This window comes from Ramlibacter sp. (genome assembly GCF_035627355.1).
GTDB lineage: Bacteria > Pseudomonadota > Gammaproteobacteria > Burkholderiales > Burkholderiaceae_C > Ramlibacter.
In genome coordinates this window covers 73184-90538 of sequence record NZ_DASPLW010000080.1, presented here as the reverse complement: position 1 = coordinate 90538, position 17355 = coordinate 73184, and the positions used below count along the sequence as shown (strand labels likewise).

At 71.6% G+C, this 17355-nt stretch carries 16 protein-coding genes; 8 read left to right on the top strand and 8 right to left on the bottom strand.

Going from position 1 to position 17355, the window contains the following annotated elements; all coding sequences use genetic code 11:
• From VEC03_RS19105 to VEC03_RS19095, 3 genes are all read right to left on the bottom strand, one after another.
• Nucleotides 1-1173: solute carrier family 23 protein (locus tag VEC03_RS19105; RefSeq protein WP_414708520.1), on the bottom strand; the 1173-nt coding region annotated here is incomplete at its 3' end.
• Nucleotides 1174-1247: 74 nt separating this feature from the next.
• Entirely contained in the window at nucleotides 1248-2138 is an 891-nt protein-coding gene (locus VEC03_RS19100) for an alpha/beta hydrolase (protein ID WP_324918991.1), read from the bottom strand.
• Nucleotides 2139-2348: 210 nt separating this feature from the next.
• Nucleotides 2349-2951, bottom strand: a complete 603-nt coding sequence (locus VEC03_RS19095) for a TetR/AcrR family transcriptional regulator (protein ID WP_324918988.1) — start codon at nucleotides 2949-2951, stop codon at nucleotides 2349-2351.
• 110 nt (nucleotides 2952-3061) lie between these two features.
• Here VEC03_RS19095 and VEC03_RS19090 point away from each other — a divergent pair, with 110 nt between their 5' ends.
• Nucleotides 3062-5074 (top strand): acetoacetate--CoA ligase, encoded by a 2013-nt coding sequence (locus tag VEC03_RS19090; RefSeq protein ID WP_324918985.1) that lies wholly within the window; start codon nucleotides 3062-3064, stop codon nucleotides 5072-5074.
• Between the two features lie 11 nt (nucleotides 5075-5085).
• On the opposite strand, the gene VEC03_RS19085 is transcribed toward VEC03_RS19090, so the two are convergent.
• A complete protein-coding gene (locus VEC03_RS19085) occupies nucleotides 5086-5991 on the bottom strand; it encodes a LysR family transcriptional regulator (protein WP_324918982.1) in 906 nt (301 codons plus the stop codon).
• A 117-nt stretch (nucleotides 5992-6108) separates the two neighbouring features.
• Here VEC03_RS19085 and VEC03_RS19080 point away from each other — a divergent pair, with 117 nt between their 5' ends.
• Nucleotides 6109-7089: a Bug family tripartite tricarboxylate transporter substrate binding protein gene (locus VEC03_RS19080; protein WP_324918979.1), complete on the top strand. Its 981-nt coding sequence runs from the start codon at nucleotides 6109-6111 to the stop codon at nucleotides 7087-7089.
• Nucleotides 7090-7149: 60 nt separating this feature from the next.
• On the top strand, nucleotides 7150-7881 hold the full coding sequence (locus VEC03_RS19075) for a hypothetical protein (RefSeq protein WP_324918976.1): 732 nt from the start codon (nucleotides 7150-7152) through the stop codon (nucleotides 7879-7881).
• A 16-nt stretch (nucleotides 7882-7897) separates the two neighbouring features.
• On the opposite strand, the gene VEC03_RS19070 is transcribed toward VEC03_RS19075, so the two are convergent.
• From VEC03_RS19070 to VEC03_RS19060, 3 genes are read right to left on the bottom strand one after another with little or no spacing between them, the layout of a single operon-like run.
• Nucleotides 7898-8806 carry a DMT family transporter gene (locus tag VEC03_RS19070; protein WP_324918973.1) on the bottom strand — a complete coding sequence of 303 codons (909 nt, stop codon included), beginning with the start codon at nucleotides 8804-8806 and terminating at the stop codon, nucleotides 7898-7900.
• A 48-nt stretch (nucleotides 8807-8854) separates the two neighbouring features.
• Nucleotides 8855-9286 carry a MarR family winged helix-turn-helix transcriptional regulator gene (locus VEC03_RS19065; protein ID WP_324918969.1) on the bottom strand — a complete coding sequence of 144 codons (432 nt, stop codon included), beginning with the start codon at nucleotides 9284-9286 and terminating at the stop codon, nucleotides 8855-8857.
• A 5-nt stretch (nucleotides 9287-9291) separates the two neighbouring features.
• A complete protein-coding gene (locus VEC03_RS19060) occupies nucleotides 9292-9801 on the bottom strand; it encodes a flavin reductase family protein (protein WP_324918968.1) in 510 nt (169 codons plus the stop codon).
• A 51-nt stretch (nucleotides 9802-9852) separates the two neighbouring features.
• Here VEC03_RS19060 and VEC03_RS19055 point away from each other — a divergent pair, with 51 nt between their 5' ends.
• From VEC03_RS19055 to VEC03_RS19035, 5 genes are read left to right on the top strand one after another with little or no spacing between them, the layout of a single operon-like run.
• On the top strand, nucleotides 9853-10896 hold the full coding sequence (locus VEC03_RS19055; protein ID WP_324918965.1) for a peptidase M29: 1044 nt from the start codon (nucleotides 9853-9855) through the stop codon (nucleotides 10894-10896).
• A 58-nt stretch (nucleotides 10897-10954) separates the two neighbouring features.
• A complete protein-coding gene (locus tag VEC03_RS19050) occupies nucleotides 10955-11743 on the top strand; it encodes an alpha/beta hydrolase (protein WP_324918962.1) in 789 nt (262 codons plus the stop codon).
• A 35-nt stretch (nucleotides 11744-11778) separates the two neighbouring features.
• A complete protein-coding gene (locus tag VEC03_RS19045; protein WP_414708519.1) occupies nucleotides 11779-13035 on the top strand; it encodes an acyl-CoA dehydrogenase family protein in 1257 nt (418 codons plus the stop codon).
• A complete protein-coding gene (locus VEC03_RS19040) occupies nucleotides 13028-13870 on the top strand; it encodes a M14 family zinc carboxypeptidase (RefSeq protein ID WP_324918959.1) in 843 nt (280 codons plus the stop codon). The genes VEC03_RS19045 and VEC03_RS19040 overlap by 8 nt, the downstream gene beginning before the upstream one ends.
• A 49-nt stretch (nucleotides 13871-13919) precedes the next feature.
• Complete coding sequence (locus tag VEC03_RS19035) at nucleotides 13920-16259, top strand: xanthine dehydrogenase family protein molybdopterin-binding subunit (RefSeq protein WP_324918956.1); 2340 nt, start codon at nucleotides 13920-13922, stop codon at nucleotides 16257-16259.
• A gap of 10 nt (nucleotides 16260-16269) precedes the next feature.
• On the opposite strand, the gene VEC03_RS19030 is transcribed toward VEC03_RS19035, so the two are convergent.
• Nucleotides 16270-17280, bottom strand: a complete 1011-nt coding sequence (locus VEC03_RS19030) for a metal-dependent hydrolase (RefSeq protein ID WP_324918953.1) — start codon at nucleotides 17278-17280, stop codon at nucleotides 16270-16272.
• Nucleotides 17281-17355: the final 75 nt, after the last annotated feature.

The following is a 17355-nucleotide window of genomic DNA, read 5'->3' as shown; positions in this document are numbered from 1 at the left end:
CAGCACCAGCGTGATCGCCGCGACGATGAGGTTCTTGTTCTGCGCGAAGTTCACGCGGTTGTCGACCCAGATCTTGGCGCCGGCCACGGCGATCAGGCCGAACACCACGATGCTCACGCCGCCCATCACCGGCAGCGGAATGGCCTGGATCAGCGCGCCGAACTTGGGGCTGAAGCCGAGCACGAGGGCGAGCAGCGCCGCCACCACGAATACCGCGGTCGAATAGATGCGGGTGGCCGCCATCACGCCGATGTTCTCGGCATAGGTGGTGACACCGGTGCCCCCGGCCGCGCCGCTGACCACGGTGGCGATGCCGTCGCCGATGAACGCCCGGCCCATGTAGGGGTCGAGGTTGCGGCCGGTCATGGCCGTCACCGCCTTGATGTGGCCCAGGTTCTCGGCCACCAGGATCACCGCCACCGGCGCGATCAGCAGCATGGCCGGGCCGTTGAACTCCGGCGCGACGAAGCGGGGCATGCCGAACCAGGCCGCCGCGGCGATGCCGGAGAAGTCCATCGGCTTGCCCAGCCCCAGTCCGTTGGCCAGCACCACGTAGATCACGCTGGCCACGAGCAGGCCGACCAGGATCAGCAGCCGCTGCACCATGCCGCGGGTGAACACCGCCACCAGCGCGACGCTGACGAAGGTGACGGCCTGCATCCAGGAGTCGAAGTTGCTGGCCGCCATGTTCTTGACCGGGATGCCGGCCAGGTTCAGGCCGATCACCGCCACCACCGCGCCGGTGACCACCGGCGGCATCAGCCGCTCGATCCAGCCGGTGCCGATCGAATGCACGATGGCGCCGACCGCGATGTAGACGACGCCGCAGGCGATGATGCCGCCCAGCGCCACGCCGATGTTGGCGTTGGGGCCCTTGCCGGCATACGCCGTCGCGGCGATCACCACGCCGATGAAGGCGAAGCTGGAGCCCAGGTAGCTGGGCACCTTGCCGCCGGTCACCAGGAAGAAGATCAGGGTGCCGATCCCGCTCATCAGGATGGCGAGGTTGGGGTCGAAGCCCATGAGGATGGGCGCCAGCACCGTGGCCCCGAACATGGCGATCACGTGCTGCACGCCCATGGCCGCCGTCTGCGCCCAGGGCAGCCGCTCGTCCGGCCCGATCACGCCGCCCTGCTGCAGCACCTGCGCGGGCCGCTCGGCCCAGCTGAACATTCCCATCTCTCCGCTCCTTGTTGTCGAGGTGCGGCGATGCTAGCCGGGAACGTGACCGATCCCGCAGCGGACTTTCAGGGTTGCAGGAAGGCGGCGACCTGCTCCAGCACGCCGGGATCGCGCAGGATCCGGCGGTGGCCCAGGCCTTCGGTGGCCTGCAGCCGCGCCCCCGCGATCGCGCCGGCGAAGGCCTCGCCGTCGGCGAAGCGGTTGATGCTGTCGGCGCGGTCGTGAACCACCAGCGTCCGCCGGGCGATGCGCGGGCCGACCTGGGCTGGCTCGAACTGGCGCATCAGGATGCCTTCGCGCGCCTCGATGCGGGCCTGCATGCGGGCGCGGGTCCCTTCCGACAGGCCGAACACGGCGGCGAACAGGCGGGTGTATTCGAGCGGCGAGGACGGTGGCGCCAGCAGCACCAGCCGCTGCACCGGCAGGCCGCGGCTGGCGGCGTAGGCCGCCGCGTTGGCCGCCAGCGAATGCGCGGCCAGCGCGTGCAGGCTGTGCCCCTGCTGCTGCAGCCGCGCCGCCGCGTACTCCAGCGCCCGTGCGAACTGCGGCAGGTTGCTGATCGAGCCGGCGCTGGCGCCGTGCGCCGGCATCTCCAGCAGCACCGGGCGCAGGCCGGCGCGCGCCACCGCCTCGGCCAGCGGCAGCATCTGGCCGGCATGCCCGCCCCAGCCGTGGGCCAGCAGCACCAGCGGTGCGTGCGGCGCGGCGGCGGGCGCATAGACGGTCAGGCTGCCGTCCTCGAACGGCCAGCTCTCGCGCCGCCACTCCGGGTCCCAGGGCGAGCGCCGCTGCAGCCAGCGCGGCGGCAGCGGCGTGCAGAACAGGCGGAAGGCGGCCCGAACGGCCAGCGCCGGCGAGAGGCGCTGCGAGGCGGCCAGTCCCCAGCGGAACAGGCGCAGCCCGGGGCTGGCCTGGTAGAAGGCGGAGGTCGCCTGCAGGGCGGTGCGTGGCGTCATGGCGGCCTCCTTCACCAGAACACCATGTCGTCGTTGCGGCGGGGCAGGGCGCGCACCGACTCGATGGTCGCGCGCACCAGTTCGTAGGCGCCCCAGCCGAGCGCCAGGGTCAGGATCATCAGCATGGCAAATCCTTTCTCCGCACAGTCGTGCGAAATGGGTCCGTGGGAAGGCGGTACGGCATGTCTCCGTTGTCGTTGGAATGGGGTGTCAGGCGCGGTAGCTGGCCAGCAGCCGTTGCCAGCTGGCCAGGGCGCGATCGGCGGCGCGGCCGTCGCGCAGGAAGCGGGTGTCGTGCACCAGCCCCAGCACCAGCGCATAGAGCTCGGCCACGAGCTGGTCGGGGTCGGTGTCCGGCTTCAGGTGCCCGGCCTCGATGGCCTGCAGCACGGTGCGGCGCAGGGCCGTGCGCCAGCGCACCACCTCGGCGTGCAGCTGGTCGCGCAGCGGGCCCTGGCGGTCGTCCAGTTCGAAGGCGCCGGCCGAGTAGATGCAGCCGGTGCGGGCATCGACGTCGCGGGTGCGCACGATCCAGCGCTGCACGATGGCCTCCAGCCGCGGCAGGCCCTTGGGCTGCTGCATGGAGGGCACGAACACCTCCTCGATGAAGCGGCGGCCGAACTCTTCGACCACCGCCTTCTGCAGCGACTCGCGCGAGCCCACGCGCGAGAACACGCCGCTCTTGGACAGGCCGATGCGGTCGGCCACGGCCTGCAGGCTGATCGATTCCAGGCCCTCGGCCGCGGCAAGGTCCAGCGCCGCGCCGACGATGGCGGCGCGGGTCAGCTCGCTGCGGGCGGTCTTGGCTTCCATGGCGGCGCACTTTAGCACGCCCGTGCGAAGTTGCAAGCGCGGCCGTTTCGGACCGCTATTGGCTGGGCGGTGCGGCGAAGGGCCAGCCGTTCGGCGTTACGCTTGCGCGCATGAGCAAGCCCCCCTTCGTGCCTCGGCTGAGGCTGTACCAGGACTGGCTGCGCACGGAGCGCGGGCTGGCCTTCGACTCCTACGACGCGCTCTGGCGCTGGTCGGTCACCGACCTGGCGGGCTTCTGGCAGAGCATCTGGGACTACTTCGAGCTGCAGTCGCCCACGCCGCCCACGCAGGTGCTGGCCGACGAGCGGATGCCGGGCACGCGTTGGTTCGAGGGCGCGCAGGTCAACTTCGCGCGCCAGGTGTTCCGCCACGTGCAGCCGGCACAGGCCGCCGGCCTGCCGGCGCTGGTCAGCCGCAACGAGAAGGGCCAGCACCGCGAGCTGTCCTGGCCCGAGCTGCAGCGGCAGGCCGCCGCGCTCGCCCTGCACCTGCAGGCCCAGGGGCTGCAGCCGGGCGACCGGGTGGCGGCCTACCTGCCCAACGTGCCGGAGACCATCGTGGCCTTCCTGGCGGTAGCGAGCCTGGGCGGCGTGTGGAGCCTGTGCGCGCCCGACATGGGCACCAACGCGGTGCTGGACCGCTTCCGCCAGATCGAGCCCAGGGTGCTGATCGCCTGCGACGGCGTGAGCTACGGCGGCAAGGACCACGAACGCGGCGAGGTGGTGGAGCAGCTGCAGGCGGCGCTGCCCAGCGTGCAGCACCTGCTGGTGCTGCGCAACCTCGGTGGCCAAGCTGGCGCCGGCCTGCCGCCGCACGCCGACTTCGCCGAAGCCGTCGCGCGCAGCGGCCCGGAGGTGGCCGCCTTCGAGCCGCGCTGGCTGCCCTTCGACCATCCGCTGTGGATCGTCTATTCCAGCGGCACCACCGGGCTGCCCAAGCCGATCGTGCACGGCCACGGCGGCATCCTGATGACGATGCTGCTGATGATGGCGCTGCACAACGACATCGGCTGCAGCTACGACGCCAACAGCTTCGGCGAGCGTTACCACTGGTACAGCTCCACGGGTTGGGTGATGTGGAACGCCCAGATGGCCGGGCTCGCGCTGGGCACCACCTGCTGCATCTACGACGGCAACCCGGGCGGCAGCAAGGAGAAGCCGGACTGGACGGTGCTGTGGCGCTTCGCCGCCGACCTGGGCGTGACCTTCTTCGGCGCCGGCGCCGCCTTCTTCGCCAACTGCATGAAGGCCGGCGTGCAGCTGTCGCAGTACCCCGGGCTGCAGTCCGTGCGTGCCCTCGGCACCACGGGCTCGCCGCTGTCCGAGGACGTGCAGCGCTGGGGCACGCAGCAGTTCGAGGCGCTGGGCGTGCCCGGCATCTGGTGGTGCAACATCTCCGGCGGCACCGACTTCGCCGGTGCCTTCATCGGCGGCAACCGCGAATTGCCGCAGGTCCCGGGGCAGATGCAGTGCCGGCTGCTGGGCTGCGCCGTGGAGGCCTGGAACGAGCAGGGCGAGCCGGTGGTCGGCGAAGTCGGCGAGCTGGTGTGCCGCCGGCCCATCCCCTCCATGCCCCTGTACTTCTGGAACGACGAGGGCAACCATCGCTACCTCTCCAGCTACTTCGACATGTACCCCGGCGTCTGGCGGCACGGCGACTGGCTGAAGATCACGCCCGAAGGCGGCTGCATCATCTACGGGCGCAGCGACGCCACCATCAACCGCCACGGCATGCGCATGGGCACCAGCGAGCTGTACAGCGCGGTCGAAGCGCTGCCCGAGGTGCTGGACTCGCTGGTGGTGGACCTGGAGTACCTGGGACGCGAGAGCTGGATGCCGCTGTTCGTGGTGTTGCGGCCCGGCGTCGAACTCGACGACGCGCTGCGGGCGAGCATCAACGGTGCGGTGCGCGCGGCGCTCAGCCCGCGCTTCGTGCCCGACCAGGTCTACGCGGTGCCGGAGATCCCGCGCACGCTGTCCGGCAAGAAGCAGGAACTGCCGGTCAAGAAGCTGCTGCTCGGGCAGCCGCTGGAGAAGGTCGTCAACAAGGATGCGATGGCGAATCCGGCCAGCCTGGACTGGTTCGTTCGTCTCGCCCAGGAACGCAACGCGGCCCGCGCCTGAACGAGGCGCCCTCAGGGCGCTTCCGCCACGCTGCCCTGCCGGGCCGCTTCCTGCTCCACCCCGTCCAGGAACGCCCGCACCTTGGCCGACACCAGCCGGCGCCCGGGCAGCAGCGCGTACATGCGCAGCGGCTCGCAGGTCCATTGCGGCAGCAGCCGCACCAGCCGCCCCTCGGCGACCGCCGGCGCGCAGAAGGTCGCGGTGATGCGCGCCACGCCCAGGCCGGCGATGGCGGCCTTCAGCCGCACTTCGGCGTTGCCGCTGCGCAGCGGCGGATTGCGCACTTCCACCTTCACCACGCCGTCCGGCCCCGAGAAGGACCAGGCCTGGTCCTCGCCGCCGGCCAGCAGGGGCAGGGCGTTCAAATCCTCGGCCGAGGCGAAATCAGGAAAGCGCGCCATCAGCTCCGGCGAGGCGAACACCCCGCGCTCGAGCGAATAGACCCGGCGGGCGACCACCGAAGAAGGCGCGAAGTTGTGCTCGATGGCCGAGAACACCAGGTCGTAGTGGCGGTCGAACAGCGGCACCTGGTCGTGCTCCACGTCCATCTGCACCTTCAGCTGTGGGTGCTGCGCCAGCAGGCGGCAGGTCACCGACGCCAGGTGGTGGGCGCCGAACTCATAGGGCGCGGCGACACGCAGCGTGCCGTGCACCCGCTCGCCCCGGGCGACCGCGTCGACCGCGATCTCGCGCAGCTGCGAGAAGGGCTTGGAGATGTCCCGGTAGAGCGACTCGCCGGCGTCGGTCAGGCGCAGGCGCCGGGTCGTGCGTTCCAGCAGCCGGGTGCCCAGCTGGCCTTCCAGCCGCGCCACCGATGCACTCAGGCTGGACTTCGGCCGATCCAGCGCCCGGGCCGCCGCAGTGAAGCCGCCGTGGTCGACCACCTGGCAGAAGGCATCGAAGTCGTCCCAGTTCATTGTTCAGGATTCGGAACACAGTGGCCATGAGGGAGCCTTGATCCACGTCAAGGCGCTTCCTAGGATTGTTACACCCCCATTTCGCGGTTCCCAACCGACCCACAGGAGACAACCCGCATGACCCTAGACCGCCGCCAATTCCTCCAGGGCTCCGCCGCTGCGCTGGCCTTCGGCGCCGCCGCGTTCCCGGCGGCCGCCCAGGCAATCGAGACCGCCAAGGTGGTGGTCGGCTTCGCCCCGGGCGGCACCATCGACCTGGTCGGTCGCCGCCTGGCCGACAAGCTGCAGCCCGGCTTCGCCAAGGTCGCCATCGTCGAGAACAAGAGCGGCGCGGGCGGGCAGATCGCCGCGCAGGCGGTGAAGATGGCGGCGCCGGACGGCGGCACGCTGCTGATCACGCCGACCTCGCCGCTGAGCCTGCACCAGTACACCTACCGCAAGCTGCCCTATGACCCGGTCGACTTCACCCCGGTGTCGGGCGCCGCGAGTTTCGACTACGCGCTGGCGGTCGGGCCCATGGTGCCGGCCAGCGTCAAGACGCTGCCCGACTTCATCGCCTGGTGCAAGGCGCATCCCAACGAGGCCAACTTCGGCTCGGCCGGCCAGGGCTCGGCGGCCCACTTCATCGGCGGCGCCATCGGCCGCCTGGGCCAGGCCGACCTGCGCCATGTCGCCTTCCGCGGCACCCCGCCGGCGGTGGCCGACATGATCGGCGGCCAGATCGCCGCGGTGGTCGGGCCGACCGGCGAATTCATGTCGCACGTGAAGGCCGGCAAGGTGCGCCTGCTCGCCACCAGCGGGCCCAAGCGCGGCAAGTTCACGCCCGAAGTGCCGACGATCGCGGAGCAGGGGATCAGGGACCTGGCCTACATGGGCTGGTACGGCATCTTCCTGCCGCCCAAGGCCTCGCCCGAGGTCGTGCAGCGGCTGAACGCCGGCATCCGCACGGCGCTGGCTGCGCCGGACGTGGTCGAGTCGCTGGCTGCGGCCTACATGGAGCCCATGCACACGCCGGCGCCGCAGCTGGCGGCCATGCTCAAGGCCGAGAACGAGTTCTGGGCCGGGCTGGTGAAGGTGGTGGGCTTCACGCCCGTCTGATTGCCCTCTCCTTGACGCACTTCAAGGTGCGTCCCGCGCGGCCGCGAAGAATGCGGTCGCATGGGCGCACCGATCTGCGGCGGCCTCGGCCGCCGCTCCCTTTTGCTGGCTGCGGCGGCCTTCGCGGCCAGCCCGCTGGCGGCCCGCGCGGCCGCCATCTACACCCCGCACGAGGTCGCCGAGGCGTTCCGCACCCGCGTGCAGCAGCGCCTGGCGGTGCCGCCTTCCGAGGCGGCGGTGTACGCCTGGCTGGCCGAGCTGCAGCTGCTCGATGCCGGCCGCCCGCTGTGGGAGCCGCAGTACCTGCTGGTGGTCGACCGTGACCCGCACGTGCAGGCGGCGCTGCTCTACTGGCGCCTGTCCGGCCGTTCCTGGGAATTGCTGGGGGCCGCGCCGGCGTCCACCGGCGGCCCGACCGGGCCGGGCCACCTGGAGACGCCCCTGGGCGCCTTCGAGCAGCAGGTGCGCGCCTCGCAGCGCGAAGCGGCCGGGACACGCGTCTTCGACTTCGGCTGGCAGCGCACCCGCGCGGCCACGGGGCAGGGGCCGCTGCTGCCGGCGCGGCTGCAGGCCCGGGCCGCGACCGGCCCGCATCGGCTCACGCTGGGGCGCAACTGCTCCAACGGCTGCGTGCTGCTGCCGTCCGCGCTCACCCGCTTGATCGACGAGCTCGGCCTGCTGGATGGGGAAGCCCGCCGGGGCGAGCAGCCGCTGCCCTATGCGGGCCGGCTGATGCTGGTGCTGGATTCGCAGCGCGGCGAGCGGCCGGAGTGGAGCCCGGCGCCGGGTTGAGGCGCTGCAGGCGCCTTCACGCGGTAGCGGGCTTTCGCTTGCTGTTCACCAGCACGATGCCGACCGCGACGGCGGCCAGTGCCAGCGTCAATTGCAGCGTGAGCGGCTCCTTCAGCAGTGCGACCCCGAACACCAGTGCGAACACCGGCGTGAGGAAGGTGAACGAGGCCATGCGGGTGGCCGGGTAGTACCGCAGCAGCCACATCCAGGCCAGGTAGCTGGCGAACGCACCGACCACCGTCTGCAGCGCGATCGAGCCCCAGGCATAGGCCGAGTACTGCAGCGACCAAGTCTCGCGCAGGGCCAGTGACAGCAGCGGCGCCACCAGCGCGGTGACGGCCACCTGGTAGAACAGGATCTTCTCGGCCGGCGCGCTGGCCAGGCGCGAGGCGCGGATCACCAGCGTCGTCAGGCCCCACAGGGTGCCGGCCGCCAGCGCCAGCGCATCGCCGCGCAACTGCCTGGCCGAGGTCTGTCCGGTGAAGCCTTCGCTGAAGGCGACCGCCACCGCAGCGAAGGCGATCACCAGCCCGACCCATTGCACCGTACCCAGTCGCTCGCTCGGCACGAAGCGCGGCGTCAGCAGCGCCACCACGAAGGGCGAGGTGTAGAGGAACACGGTCAGGCGCGAGGCCGTGGTGTCGAGCAGTCCCAGGTAGATGCAGGCGAATTCGGCGGCGAACAGCAGCCCGGCCAGCAGGCCGGCCGGCCCGGTGCCATCGCGCTCGAACAGGCGCACGCCGCGCAGCACGCACCAGATCCACAGCAGCGCGGTCGCGCCGATGAAGCGAAGAGCGGCCTGCCACAACGGCGGCACTTCGGGCACGGTGGTCTTGATCAGGATCTGCTGGAAACCCCAGAACAGGCAGCAGGCCAGCAGCAGCGAAACGGACAGGCCGTCGAGGTGTTCTTGTCTTTGCCTCATCGCCGGCGATCGTAGCGGGCCGGCGCCCGTCGCTCTGGCGACATCCCCTCAGGCCCGCAGCGCCACCAGCTTCTCGAGCAGGTGCCGCAGCGCCTTCTTCTCGGTGCTGCCCAGTGCGCGCAGCAGGCGCTCCTCGTGCGCCTTGGCCTCTTCCACCAGCGGCCGCACCAGCCGGCGCCCGGCGGCGGTGGCGGCCACCAGCGTGCGGCGCTGGTCGGCCGGGTCGGCGTGCAGCGCCACCCAGCCCTGGTCGGCCATGCGCTGGACCAGCTTGGTGACGGTGGGCTGCTTGGCCAGCACTTCCACCGCGAGCTGGCTGATGGTCAGCGGGTCGCCGTCGTGCAGCGTGGCCAGCACGCGCCATTCGGTGGAGGACAGCCCGCGCGCGCGCACCTGCGCATCGAAGTCCTTGTACAGCGCGTGGTTGGCCTGGCCCAGGAGGTAGCCCAGGTAGTTGTCGATGAAGCGCGGAGGGGCCATGGCGCTCAGATCGGCAGCTCGGTGTAGAAGCGCCCGCCGTGGAACAGCAGCGGCGCGGCGCCCGGGCGCCAGGTGCAGCGCTCGACCTCGCCGACGAAGATCACGTGGTCGCCTTCCTCGTAGCGGCTGCGGTTGAAGCACTCGAAGGTGGCCGCGGCACCGGCGATCAGCGGCGCGTCGCCGCAGCCGCGCGTGAACTCCACGCCGTTCCAGCGCTCGCCGCCCCTGACCGCGAAGCGCTCGGCCAGCAGCTTCTGGTCGGCGGCGAGGATGTTGATGGCGTAGTGCGAGCCGGCGCTGAAGGCGGCCAGCGAGGCGGCCGCGCGCGACAGGCTCCACAGCACCAGCGGCGGCTCCAGCGACACCGAGTTGAACGAATTGGCGGTCAGGCCGATGGGCTTGCCTTCGGCCGTCATCGACGTGACGATGGTGACGCCGGTGGCGAACATGCCCAGCGCGCTGCGGAACTCACTGGACGAGAACGTCGGGGGCCGGGCCTTCCGGGGCGGGCTCATCAGCGCAGTTTGCATGAATTTTCATGTAGTATGGACCAAGACGCCCGACCCATGTTGCAGGAACGAATCGAACCGGCCTGGCTGGACGCCTTCGAGGCGGTATTGCGCCGCTGCGCCGTCCAGCCCGGCGACGTGGTGGCCGTGCTAAGCGAGAGCCAGAGCCGCCCCGTGCTGGTGGAGCTGGCCCGGCTGGCGGCGGCGCGGCTGGGCGCGCGCGTGTTCGGCCTCGCGATGCCCAGCGTGTTCGCGCGCGGCATCCCCCAGACCCGGTCGACCGGCGCCTCCGACGCATTGCAGAACATCGCACCGGTGGTGGCCGCGCTGGCCGGCAGCACGCTGGTGGTGGACTGCACGGTCGAGGGGCTGATGCATGCACCGGAACTGCCCGCCATCCTCAAGGGCGGCGCGCGCGTGCTCTATGTCAGCAACGAGCACCCGGAAGCGATCGCGCGGCTGGCTCCTCCGGACGATGGCTCGCTGGAGTCCTTGGTGAAGGAGCACGTCAAGCGGCTGCGCGCGGCGCGCGAGATGCGCGTCGTGTCCGAAGCCGGAACCGATCTCGTGATCTCGCTGCAGGGCGCGGTAGCCGGCGGCAATTGGGGCTACACCACCCGCCCCGGCACCATGACGCACTGGCCCGGCGGGCTGGCGCTGGCCTTCCCGGCCGCCGGCAGCGTCAACGGCCGGCTGGTGCTGGCGCCCGGCGACGTCAACCTCACCTTCAAGCGCTACCTGGAGCAGCCGGTCACGCTGGCCATCGAGACCGACTACGTCACGCGCATCGACGGCAGCGGCGTGGATGCCGACCTGATGCGCAGCTACATCGCCGCCTGGGGCGACCGCGAGGCCTATGCGGTCAGCCACGTGGGCTACGGGCTCAACGCCGCCGCGCGCTGGGACAGCATGGCGCTGTACGACAAGCGCGACTGCAACGGCACCGAACTGCGCGCCTTCGCCGGCAACTTCCTGTACAGCACCGGCGCCAACGAAGTCGCCGGCCGCCATACGCTGGGGCACTTCGACCTGCCGCTGCGCCACTGCACGGTGACGCTGGACGGCGAGCCGGTGGTCGAGCGCGGGCGCCTGTTGCCATGAGCGTCGCCCGGCCGCCCGCAGGCGTTCGCACCGCCGTGCGCGGCACGCGGGGTTCCCGGTGAGCCTGCTGCCCACCTTCACCACGCTGGGCTCCGGCCCCACGATCCTGATGCTGCATGGCATCGGCGGCGGCCACCTGGCCTTCGCGCCGCAGGTGGAGAGCTTCGCCTCCTCCGGCTACCGCGCCGTCGCCTGGGACATGCCGGGCTACGGCCACAGCGCGCCGATCGAGCCCTACACCTTCAAGGGCCTGGCCGAAAGCTGCATCGCGCTGATCGACGGACTCAAGTGCGAGCACGTGGTGCTGGTGGGGCACAGCATGGGCGGCATGGTGGCGCAGGAGGTGGTGGCGCGCCGGCCGGAGCGGGTCAGCCGACTGGTGCTGTGCGGCACCTCGCCGGCCTTCGGCAAGCGCGACGGCGAATGGCAGCGGGCCTTCGTGGCCGAGCGCACCGCGCCGCTGGAGGCCGGCAAGACCATGGCCGAACTGGCCGAGGTGCTGGTGCCGGAGATGATCGGGCCCGGCGCGCTGGCCGAAGGCGTGCGGCTGGCGCAGCACTGCATGGGGCTGGTCAATCCCTCCACCTACCGGCGCGCGCTGGAGGCGCTGGTCACCTTCGACCGCCGCGCCAACCTGCCGAACATCCACGTGCCCACGCTGCTGCTGGCCGGCGAGCACGATCGCAATGCTCCGCCGGCGGTCATGAAGAAGATGGCGCAGGCGATCGCCGGCAGCACCTTTCTGGAGATGCCCGGCGTCGGCCACCTGCAGAACCTGGAGGCGCCGGAGGCCTTCGACGCCGCGGTCCTGAATTTCCTGGCCCTGCCGGGGCAGCTGCTTCACTAGCCGCGGCCTGCCGCCGCAAAGGAGACGACGAACCCATGGACGCGATGACTTCGCTGGGCTTCACGCCCGCCGTCGGCGACACCGAACTCACCGCGCAGCAGCGCTCGCTGCTGTCGCTGGCGCACGAACTGGGCGAGAAGCGCTTCGCGCCGCGCGCGGCCACCTGGGACGAGCAGGCCAGCTTCCCGTTCGCCAACTACGACGACCTGCGCGAGGCCGGCCTGCTGGCGATGTGCGTGCCCTCGGCCTACGGCGGCGGCGGCGCCGACTACGCGACCTACATGATGGTGGCGGCCGAGATCGGCCGCTTCTGCGGGGCCACGGCGCTGACCTGGAACATGCACATCTGCTCGACGATGTGGACCGGCGTGCTCGCCGACGGCATCCCCATGAGCGAGGCGCAGCGGCGGGAACATGCCAGCCGGCGCGAGCTGCATTTCCGCCGGGTGGTGCAGGACGGCGCGATCTACGCCCAGCCCTTCTCCGAGGGCAGCGCCGCCGCCGCCGGCCGGGCGCCGTTCGGCACCACGGCACGCAAGGTCGAGGGCGGCTGGGTGGTCAACGGGAGCAAGATCTTCGCCTCCCTGTCGGGCGCGGCCGACTACTACGGCGTGCTGTGCACCGAGGACCAGGAGGGGGTCAAGCCGGATCCGAAGGACACGCTGTACCTGGCGGTGCCGGCGACCAGTGAAGGCTTCGCTATCAGCGGCGACTGGAACCCGCTGGGCATGCGCGGCACCGTCAGCCGCAACCTGGCCTTCAAGGACGTGTTCGTGCCGGACGAGGCGCAGCTCATGCCGCGCGGCGTCTACTTCAAGGGCGCTCAGACCTGGCCGGCCATGTTCTTCACGCTGGCGCCCACCTACCTGGGGCTGGCCAACGCGGCCTACGACTTCACCGTGCAGTACCTGCGCGGCGAGGTGCCGGGCGAACCGCCGGTCAAGCGCCGCATGTACCCCACCAAGCAGGTCGCGGTGGCGCAGATGCGCATCCAGCTGGAGAACCTCAAGAGCATCTTCCTGCGCGCCATCCGCGAAGCGCGGCCGAACCCGTCCAAGGACGAGCGCATGCGCCTGTACGCCGCCCAGTACACCGTGATGGAGGGCGCCAACGACCTGGCGCGGCTGGCCATCCGCACCTGCGGCGGCCAGAGCATGATGAAGCACCTGCCGATCGAGCGCATCTACCGCGACAGCCGCTGCGGCTCGCTGATGCTGCCGTGGACGGCCGAGCTGGTGCTCGACCGCATGGGACGCGAAACGCTGTACGAGCCCGGCGAGAAGGATGAGTAGGGCGGGGCGGCGGACGGTCGCCGCGCTCGCCCTGCTGCTCGGCGGCCTGCTCGGCCCGGCGCAGGCGGCCGCGCCCTGCGACAGCCTGGTGCGGCTGCCGAACGTGAGCCGCGCGCTGTGCGAGCAGGCGGCGCTGGTCGACAGCGGGGCGCGCTCGGTGCGCGGACTGCCGCTGTACCTGCGCGACGTGGTGCAGCCCAAGGCCGCGCTGCGCGTGCTGGTGAGCGGCGGCATCCACGGCGACGAGCTGTCCTCGGCCTCGGTGGCCCTGCACTGGATCCGGCTGGCCGGCGAGCAGGCGCGCCTGGCCCAGCCGGTGCACTGGCGCTTCATCCCGCTGCTCAACCCCGACGGCACGCTCGCGCGTCGGCCGCGCCGCACCAATGCCAATGGCGTCGACCTCAACCGCAACTTCCCCACGCCCGAGTGGGCGCGCGAAGCCAAGGTGTACTGGGAGAAGCGCACCCGCAAGGATCCGCGCCGCTGGCCCGGGCCGCACCCGCTGTCGGAGCCCGAGAGCCGGTTCCTGCACGAGCAGATCGAGAGCTTCCGGCCGCACCTGATCGTGGCCATCCACGCGCCCTACGGCGTGCTGGACTTCGACGGCCCATCGGTGCCGCCGTCCCGGCTGGGGCGCTTGTACCTGGACCAGGTCGGGATCTACCCCGGTTCGCTGGGCAACTACGGGGGCGTGCACAAGCGCGTGCCGGTGGTGACGATCGAGCTGCCGAATGCGATGCGCACGCCGCTGGACGCCGAGATGCGCCAGATGTGGCTGGACCTGCTGCGCTGGATGGGCGAGCGGCTGCTCGCGCCCGCCGAAGCCTCGCGCTGAAGCCGGGCGGCCCGGACGGCACAATGGGCCGCATCCACGCGAGGAGCGCATGAGCCAATCCGATACCCCAGCCATCGCCGCCCGCTTCGGCAGCGGGCGCGCCGTGCCGCGCATCGAGGACGAGGGCCTGCTGCAGGGCCAGGGCCGATTCACCGATGACCTGCAGCCCGAGGGCCTGCTGCACGCGGTGTTCGTCCGCTCGCCCCATCCGCATGCCCGCATCACGGCCGTCGATACCGCCACCGCGGCGGCCATCCCCGGCGTGGCGCTGGTGGCCAGCGGCGCCGACCTGCAGCGCGCCGGCGTGAAGACGCTGCCGGTCAACGCCGGCTTCAAGCGCGCGGGCGGTGCGCCCGGTGCCTCGCCGCTGCGCCCGGTGCTGGCCTTCGATCGCGTGCGTTTCGCCGGCGAGGCGGTGGTGCTGGTGGTCGCCGACACGCTGCAGCAGGCGCGCGACGCCGCCGAAGCGGTGTGGGTGGAGTACGAGGACCTGCCGTCGGTGACCGACGTCCGGCAGGCCGTCGAGGGCGAGGCTGTGCTGTGCGAGGAGGCGCCCGACAACGTCGCGGCCGAGGCGCGCTATGGCGACGCCGCCGCGACCGAGGCGGCGTTCGCGAAGGCCGCCCACGTGGTCGAGCTGGACCTGGCCAACCAGCGCGTGGCGGCGCTGGCGCTGGAGCCGCGCACGGTGCTGGCCTGGGTCGCCGACGACGGCCGCCTGACCCTGCGCATGAGCACGCAGATGCCCTCGGGCGTGCGCAACTCGATCTGCGACGCCACCGGCCTGGCGCGCGAGCAGGTGAGGGTCACCGTGGGCGACGTCGGCGGCGGCTTCGGCATGAAGACCGGCGCCTATCCGGAGGACATCGCGCTGGCCTGGGCGTCGTGGCAGCTGAAGCGGCCGCTGAAGTGGGCGGCCGATCGCAGCGAGGAGTTCCTGTCCTCGCACCACGGCCGCGACCTGCGCACCCGCGCCGAGCTGGCGCTGGCCGCCGACGGACGCATCCTCGCCCTGCGGCTGCATTCGCTGGCCAACGTCGGCGCCTACGCCACCGGCACCGGCGTCGCGATCCAGCTGCTGATCGGCCCCTGGGTGCAGACCAGCGTGTACGACATCCCGGTCGTCGATTTCCATTTCCGCGCGGTGCTGACCAACACCGCGCCCACCGGCGCCTACCGCGGCGCCGGCCGGCCGGAAGCGATCTACATCATGGAGCGGCTGATGGACGAGGCCGCGCGACAGGCCGGCATCGACCGCATCGCGCTGCGCCGGCGCAACTTCATCCGGCCGGAGCAGATGCCCTACACCAACCCGATGGGGCAGACCTACGACGTCGGCCGCTTCGAGCACGTGATGGACCAGGGGCTGGCGCAGGCCGACTGGAACGGCTTCGAGGCACGTCGCGCCGAGAGCCGCGCGCGCGGCAAGCTGCGCGGATTGGGCATCGCCACCTTCCTCGAATGGACCGGCGGCAATGCGCTGGAGGAGCGCGTCACCGTCACCGTGCTGCCCGATGGCGTGATCGAGGCCTTCTCGGCCGTCAACGCCATGGGGCAGGGCATCGCCACCACGCTGGCGCAGCTGGTGGTCGACGTGTTCGGCGTGCCCATCGAGCAGGTGCGCGTGGTGCTGGGCGACACCGACCGCGGCGACGGCTTCGGCAGCGCGGGGTCGCGCTCCCTCTTCACCGGCGGCTCGGCGCTGCGCGAGGGCGCGCAGAAGACGCTGGACGAGGCACGGCGGCTGGCGGCCCAGGCGCTGGAGGCCAGTGCCCAGGACCTGGACTACCGCGCCGGGCGCTTCTCGGTGCGCGGCACCGACCTGGCGATCGACCTGGCCGCGCTCGCCGGCAGGCAGCCGCAGCAGCGCATCCACCTGGAGAGCACGACGGCCGTCGCCGGGCCGAGCTGGCCCAACGGCTGCCACGTCAGCGAAGTGGAACTGGATCCCGCCACCGGCCAGGTGCAGGTGGTGGCCTACAGCAGCGTCAACGACGTCGGCCGCGTGGTCAACCCGACCATCGTGCGCGGCCAGCTCGACGGCGGTGCGGTGCAGGGCATGGGCCAGGCGCTGCTGGAGCAGATGGTCTACGACGAGGGCAGCGGCCAGCCGATCACCGGCAGCCTGATGGATTACGCGGCGCCGCGCGCCGACCTGCTGGCCTGCGAGTTCGTCACGAGCATGGACGAGAGCACGCCGTGCCGGAACAACCCGATGGGGGTGAAGGGCGTGGGCGAACTCGGCACCATAGGCGCCACGCCCTGCGTGGTCAATGCGGTCGCGGATGCGCTCGCGGCCGGCGGCTACGCGGAACTCGCCCCGCAGCTGCAGATGCCGCTGTCGCCGGGTCGCCTGTGGGAGCTGATGGCGGCGGCCCGGCCGGACTGAACGCGCCCGGTCAGCGCGGCGGCGGCAGGTCCTCGCCCAGCATGCGCCGCCAGAGCCAGCGCAGCGCGGCACCGACGTCGCCGCGCAAGCCCTGGTTCTGCGCCGGCACCGGCGCCCACTGTCCGCCCTCGCGCTGCGCCACCCGGAAATCGAACGAGTAGTTCGGCTCCTGGCCCATGCGCAGGTCGGTGACGTAGGCGCCGTCACCCTGGCGGTGCACCTTGTAGAAGCCGTGGGTGAACCACTGCATGCGCTGCACCGGCCACAAGGTGGACAGCTCGCGCTCCAGCGCCCGGTCGGTGGGGAAGTGCTCGAAGCGCATGCTGCGGCCCTCGTCCAGCAGCGAGCGGAAGCCTTCCTCGTAGCCGTCCTCGCGCAACGCCACCACTCGCCACAGCAGGGTGTTGAAGGCGGTCGGCGTCACCAGCAGTCGCTGCGCCGGCCGGCCCGCCGCGGCCAGCGTGTCCTGCGCCACGGCTCGTACCTGCGCCTGCGCGACCACGCTCCACGCCAGGTAGGCGGTGGTCAGCACCAGCGCCCCGGTGTTCCAGCGCAGCCCGCCATGGCTGCGGCCTCTCGCGACGGCCACCGCCAGGCCCGCCAGCAGCGGCAGCGTGTACAGCGGGTCGATGATGAAGATGCTGCCGACGCCGAATGGGTGGTCGGTGAAGGGCAGCAGCAGTTGCGTGCCGTAGACCGTCAGCGTGTCCAGCAGCGGGTGGGTGACCAGCGCCAGCCACAGCGCCAGCCACCAGCGCCGGAACCGGTCGGCCTCGCCGGCGACGCGGCTGACGAGCCCGGCCAGCACCGGCGAGGCTACGGTGAGCCAGAACAGGCTGTGGCTCTCGGCGCGGTGGTAGGTCATGTTGGCCACCGCATTGCCATGGTCGATGAAGGCGTCGAGGTCGGGCAGGGTGCCGGCGATGCCGCCCCACAGCGCCGCCTTCCACACGGCCGTGCGCCGGCCCATCACCGCGACGCTGACGGCAGCGCCGAGCCCGAACTGGGTGATCGAATCCATGAGGCCATTCTGAAGAAAGTCGCTGCGCGACTTTCTTCAGGCCCCAGCATGTGTGAGAAGGCCCGGCAAAGCCGG

What these genes read in the sequence shown, in the direction of transcription:
- VEC03_RS19100 (WP_324918991.1), bottom strand. Translation starts at nt 2,138, where the DNA reads ATGACGCCACGCACCGCCCTGCAGGCGACCTCCGCCTTCTACCAGGCC.
- VEC03_RS19095 (WP_324918988.1), bottom strand. Translation starts at nt 2,951, where the DNA reads ATGGAAGCCAAGACCGCCCGCAGCGAGCTGACCCGCGCCGCCATCGTC.
- VEC03_RS19090 (WP_324918985.1), top strand. Translation starts at nt 3,062, where the DNA reads ATGAGCAAGCCCCCCTTCGTGCCTCGGCTGAGGCTGTACCAGGACTGG.
- VEC03_RS19085 (WP_324918982.1), bottom strand. Translation starts at nt 5,991, where the DNA reads ATGAACTGGGACGACTTCGATGCCTTCTGCCAGGTGGTCGACCACGGC.
- VEC03_RS19080 (WP_324918979.1), top strand. Translation starts at nt 6,109, where the DNA reads ATGACCCTAGACCGCCGCCAATTCCTCCAGGGCTCCGCCGCTGCGCTG.
- VEC03_RS19075 (WP_324918976.1), top strand. Translation starts at nt 7,150, where the DNA reads ATGGGCGCACCGATCTGCGGCGGCCTCGGCCGCCGCTCCCTTTTGCTG.
- VEC03_RS19070 (WP_324918973.1), bottom strand. Translation starts at nt 8,806, where the DNA reads ATGAGGCAAAGACAAGAACACCTCGACGGCCTGTCCGTTTCGCTGCTG.
- VEC03_RS19065 (WP_324918969.1), bottom strand. Translation starts at nt 9,286, where the DNA reads ATGGCCCCTCCGCGCTTCATCGACAACTACCTGGGCTACCTCCTGGGC.
- VEC03_RS19060 (WP_324918968.1), bottom strand. Translation starts at nt 9,801, where the DNA reads ATGAGCCCGCCCCGGAAGGCCCGGCCCCCGACGTTCTCGTCCAGTGAG.
- VEC03_RS19055 (WP_324918965.1), top strand. Translation starts at nt 9,853, where the DNA reads ATGTTGCAGGAACGAATCGAACCGGCCTGGCTGGACGCCTTCGAGGCG.
- VEC03_RS19045 (WP_414708519.1), top strand. Translation starts at nt 11,779, where the DNA reads ATGGACGCGATGACTTCGCTGGGCTTCACGCCCGCCGTCGGCGACACC.
- VEC03_RS19040 (WP_324918959.1), top strand. Translation starts at nt 13,028, where the DNA reads ATGAGTAGGGCGGGGCGGCGGACGGTCGCCGCGCTCGCCCTGCTGCTC.
- VEC03_RS19035 (WP_324918956.1), top strand. Translation starts at nt 13,920, where the DNA reads ATGAGCCAATCCGATACCCCAGCCATCGCCGCCCGCTTCGGCAGCGGG.
- VEC03_RS19030 (WP_324918953.1), bottom strand. Translation starts at nt 17,280, where the DNA reads ATGGATTCGATCACCCAGTTCGGGCTCGGCGCTGCCGTCAGCGTCGCG.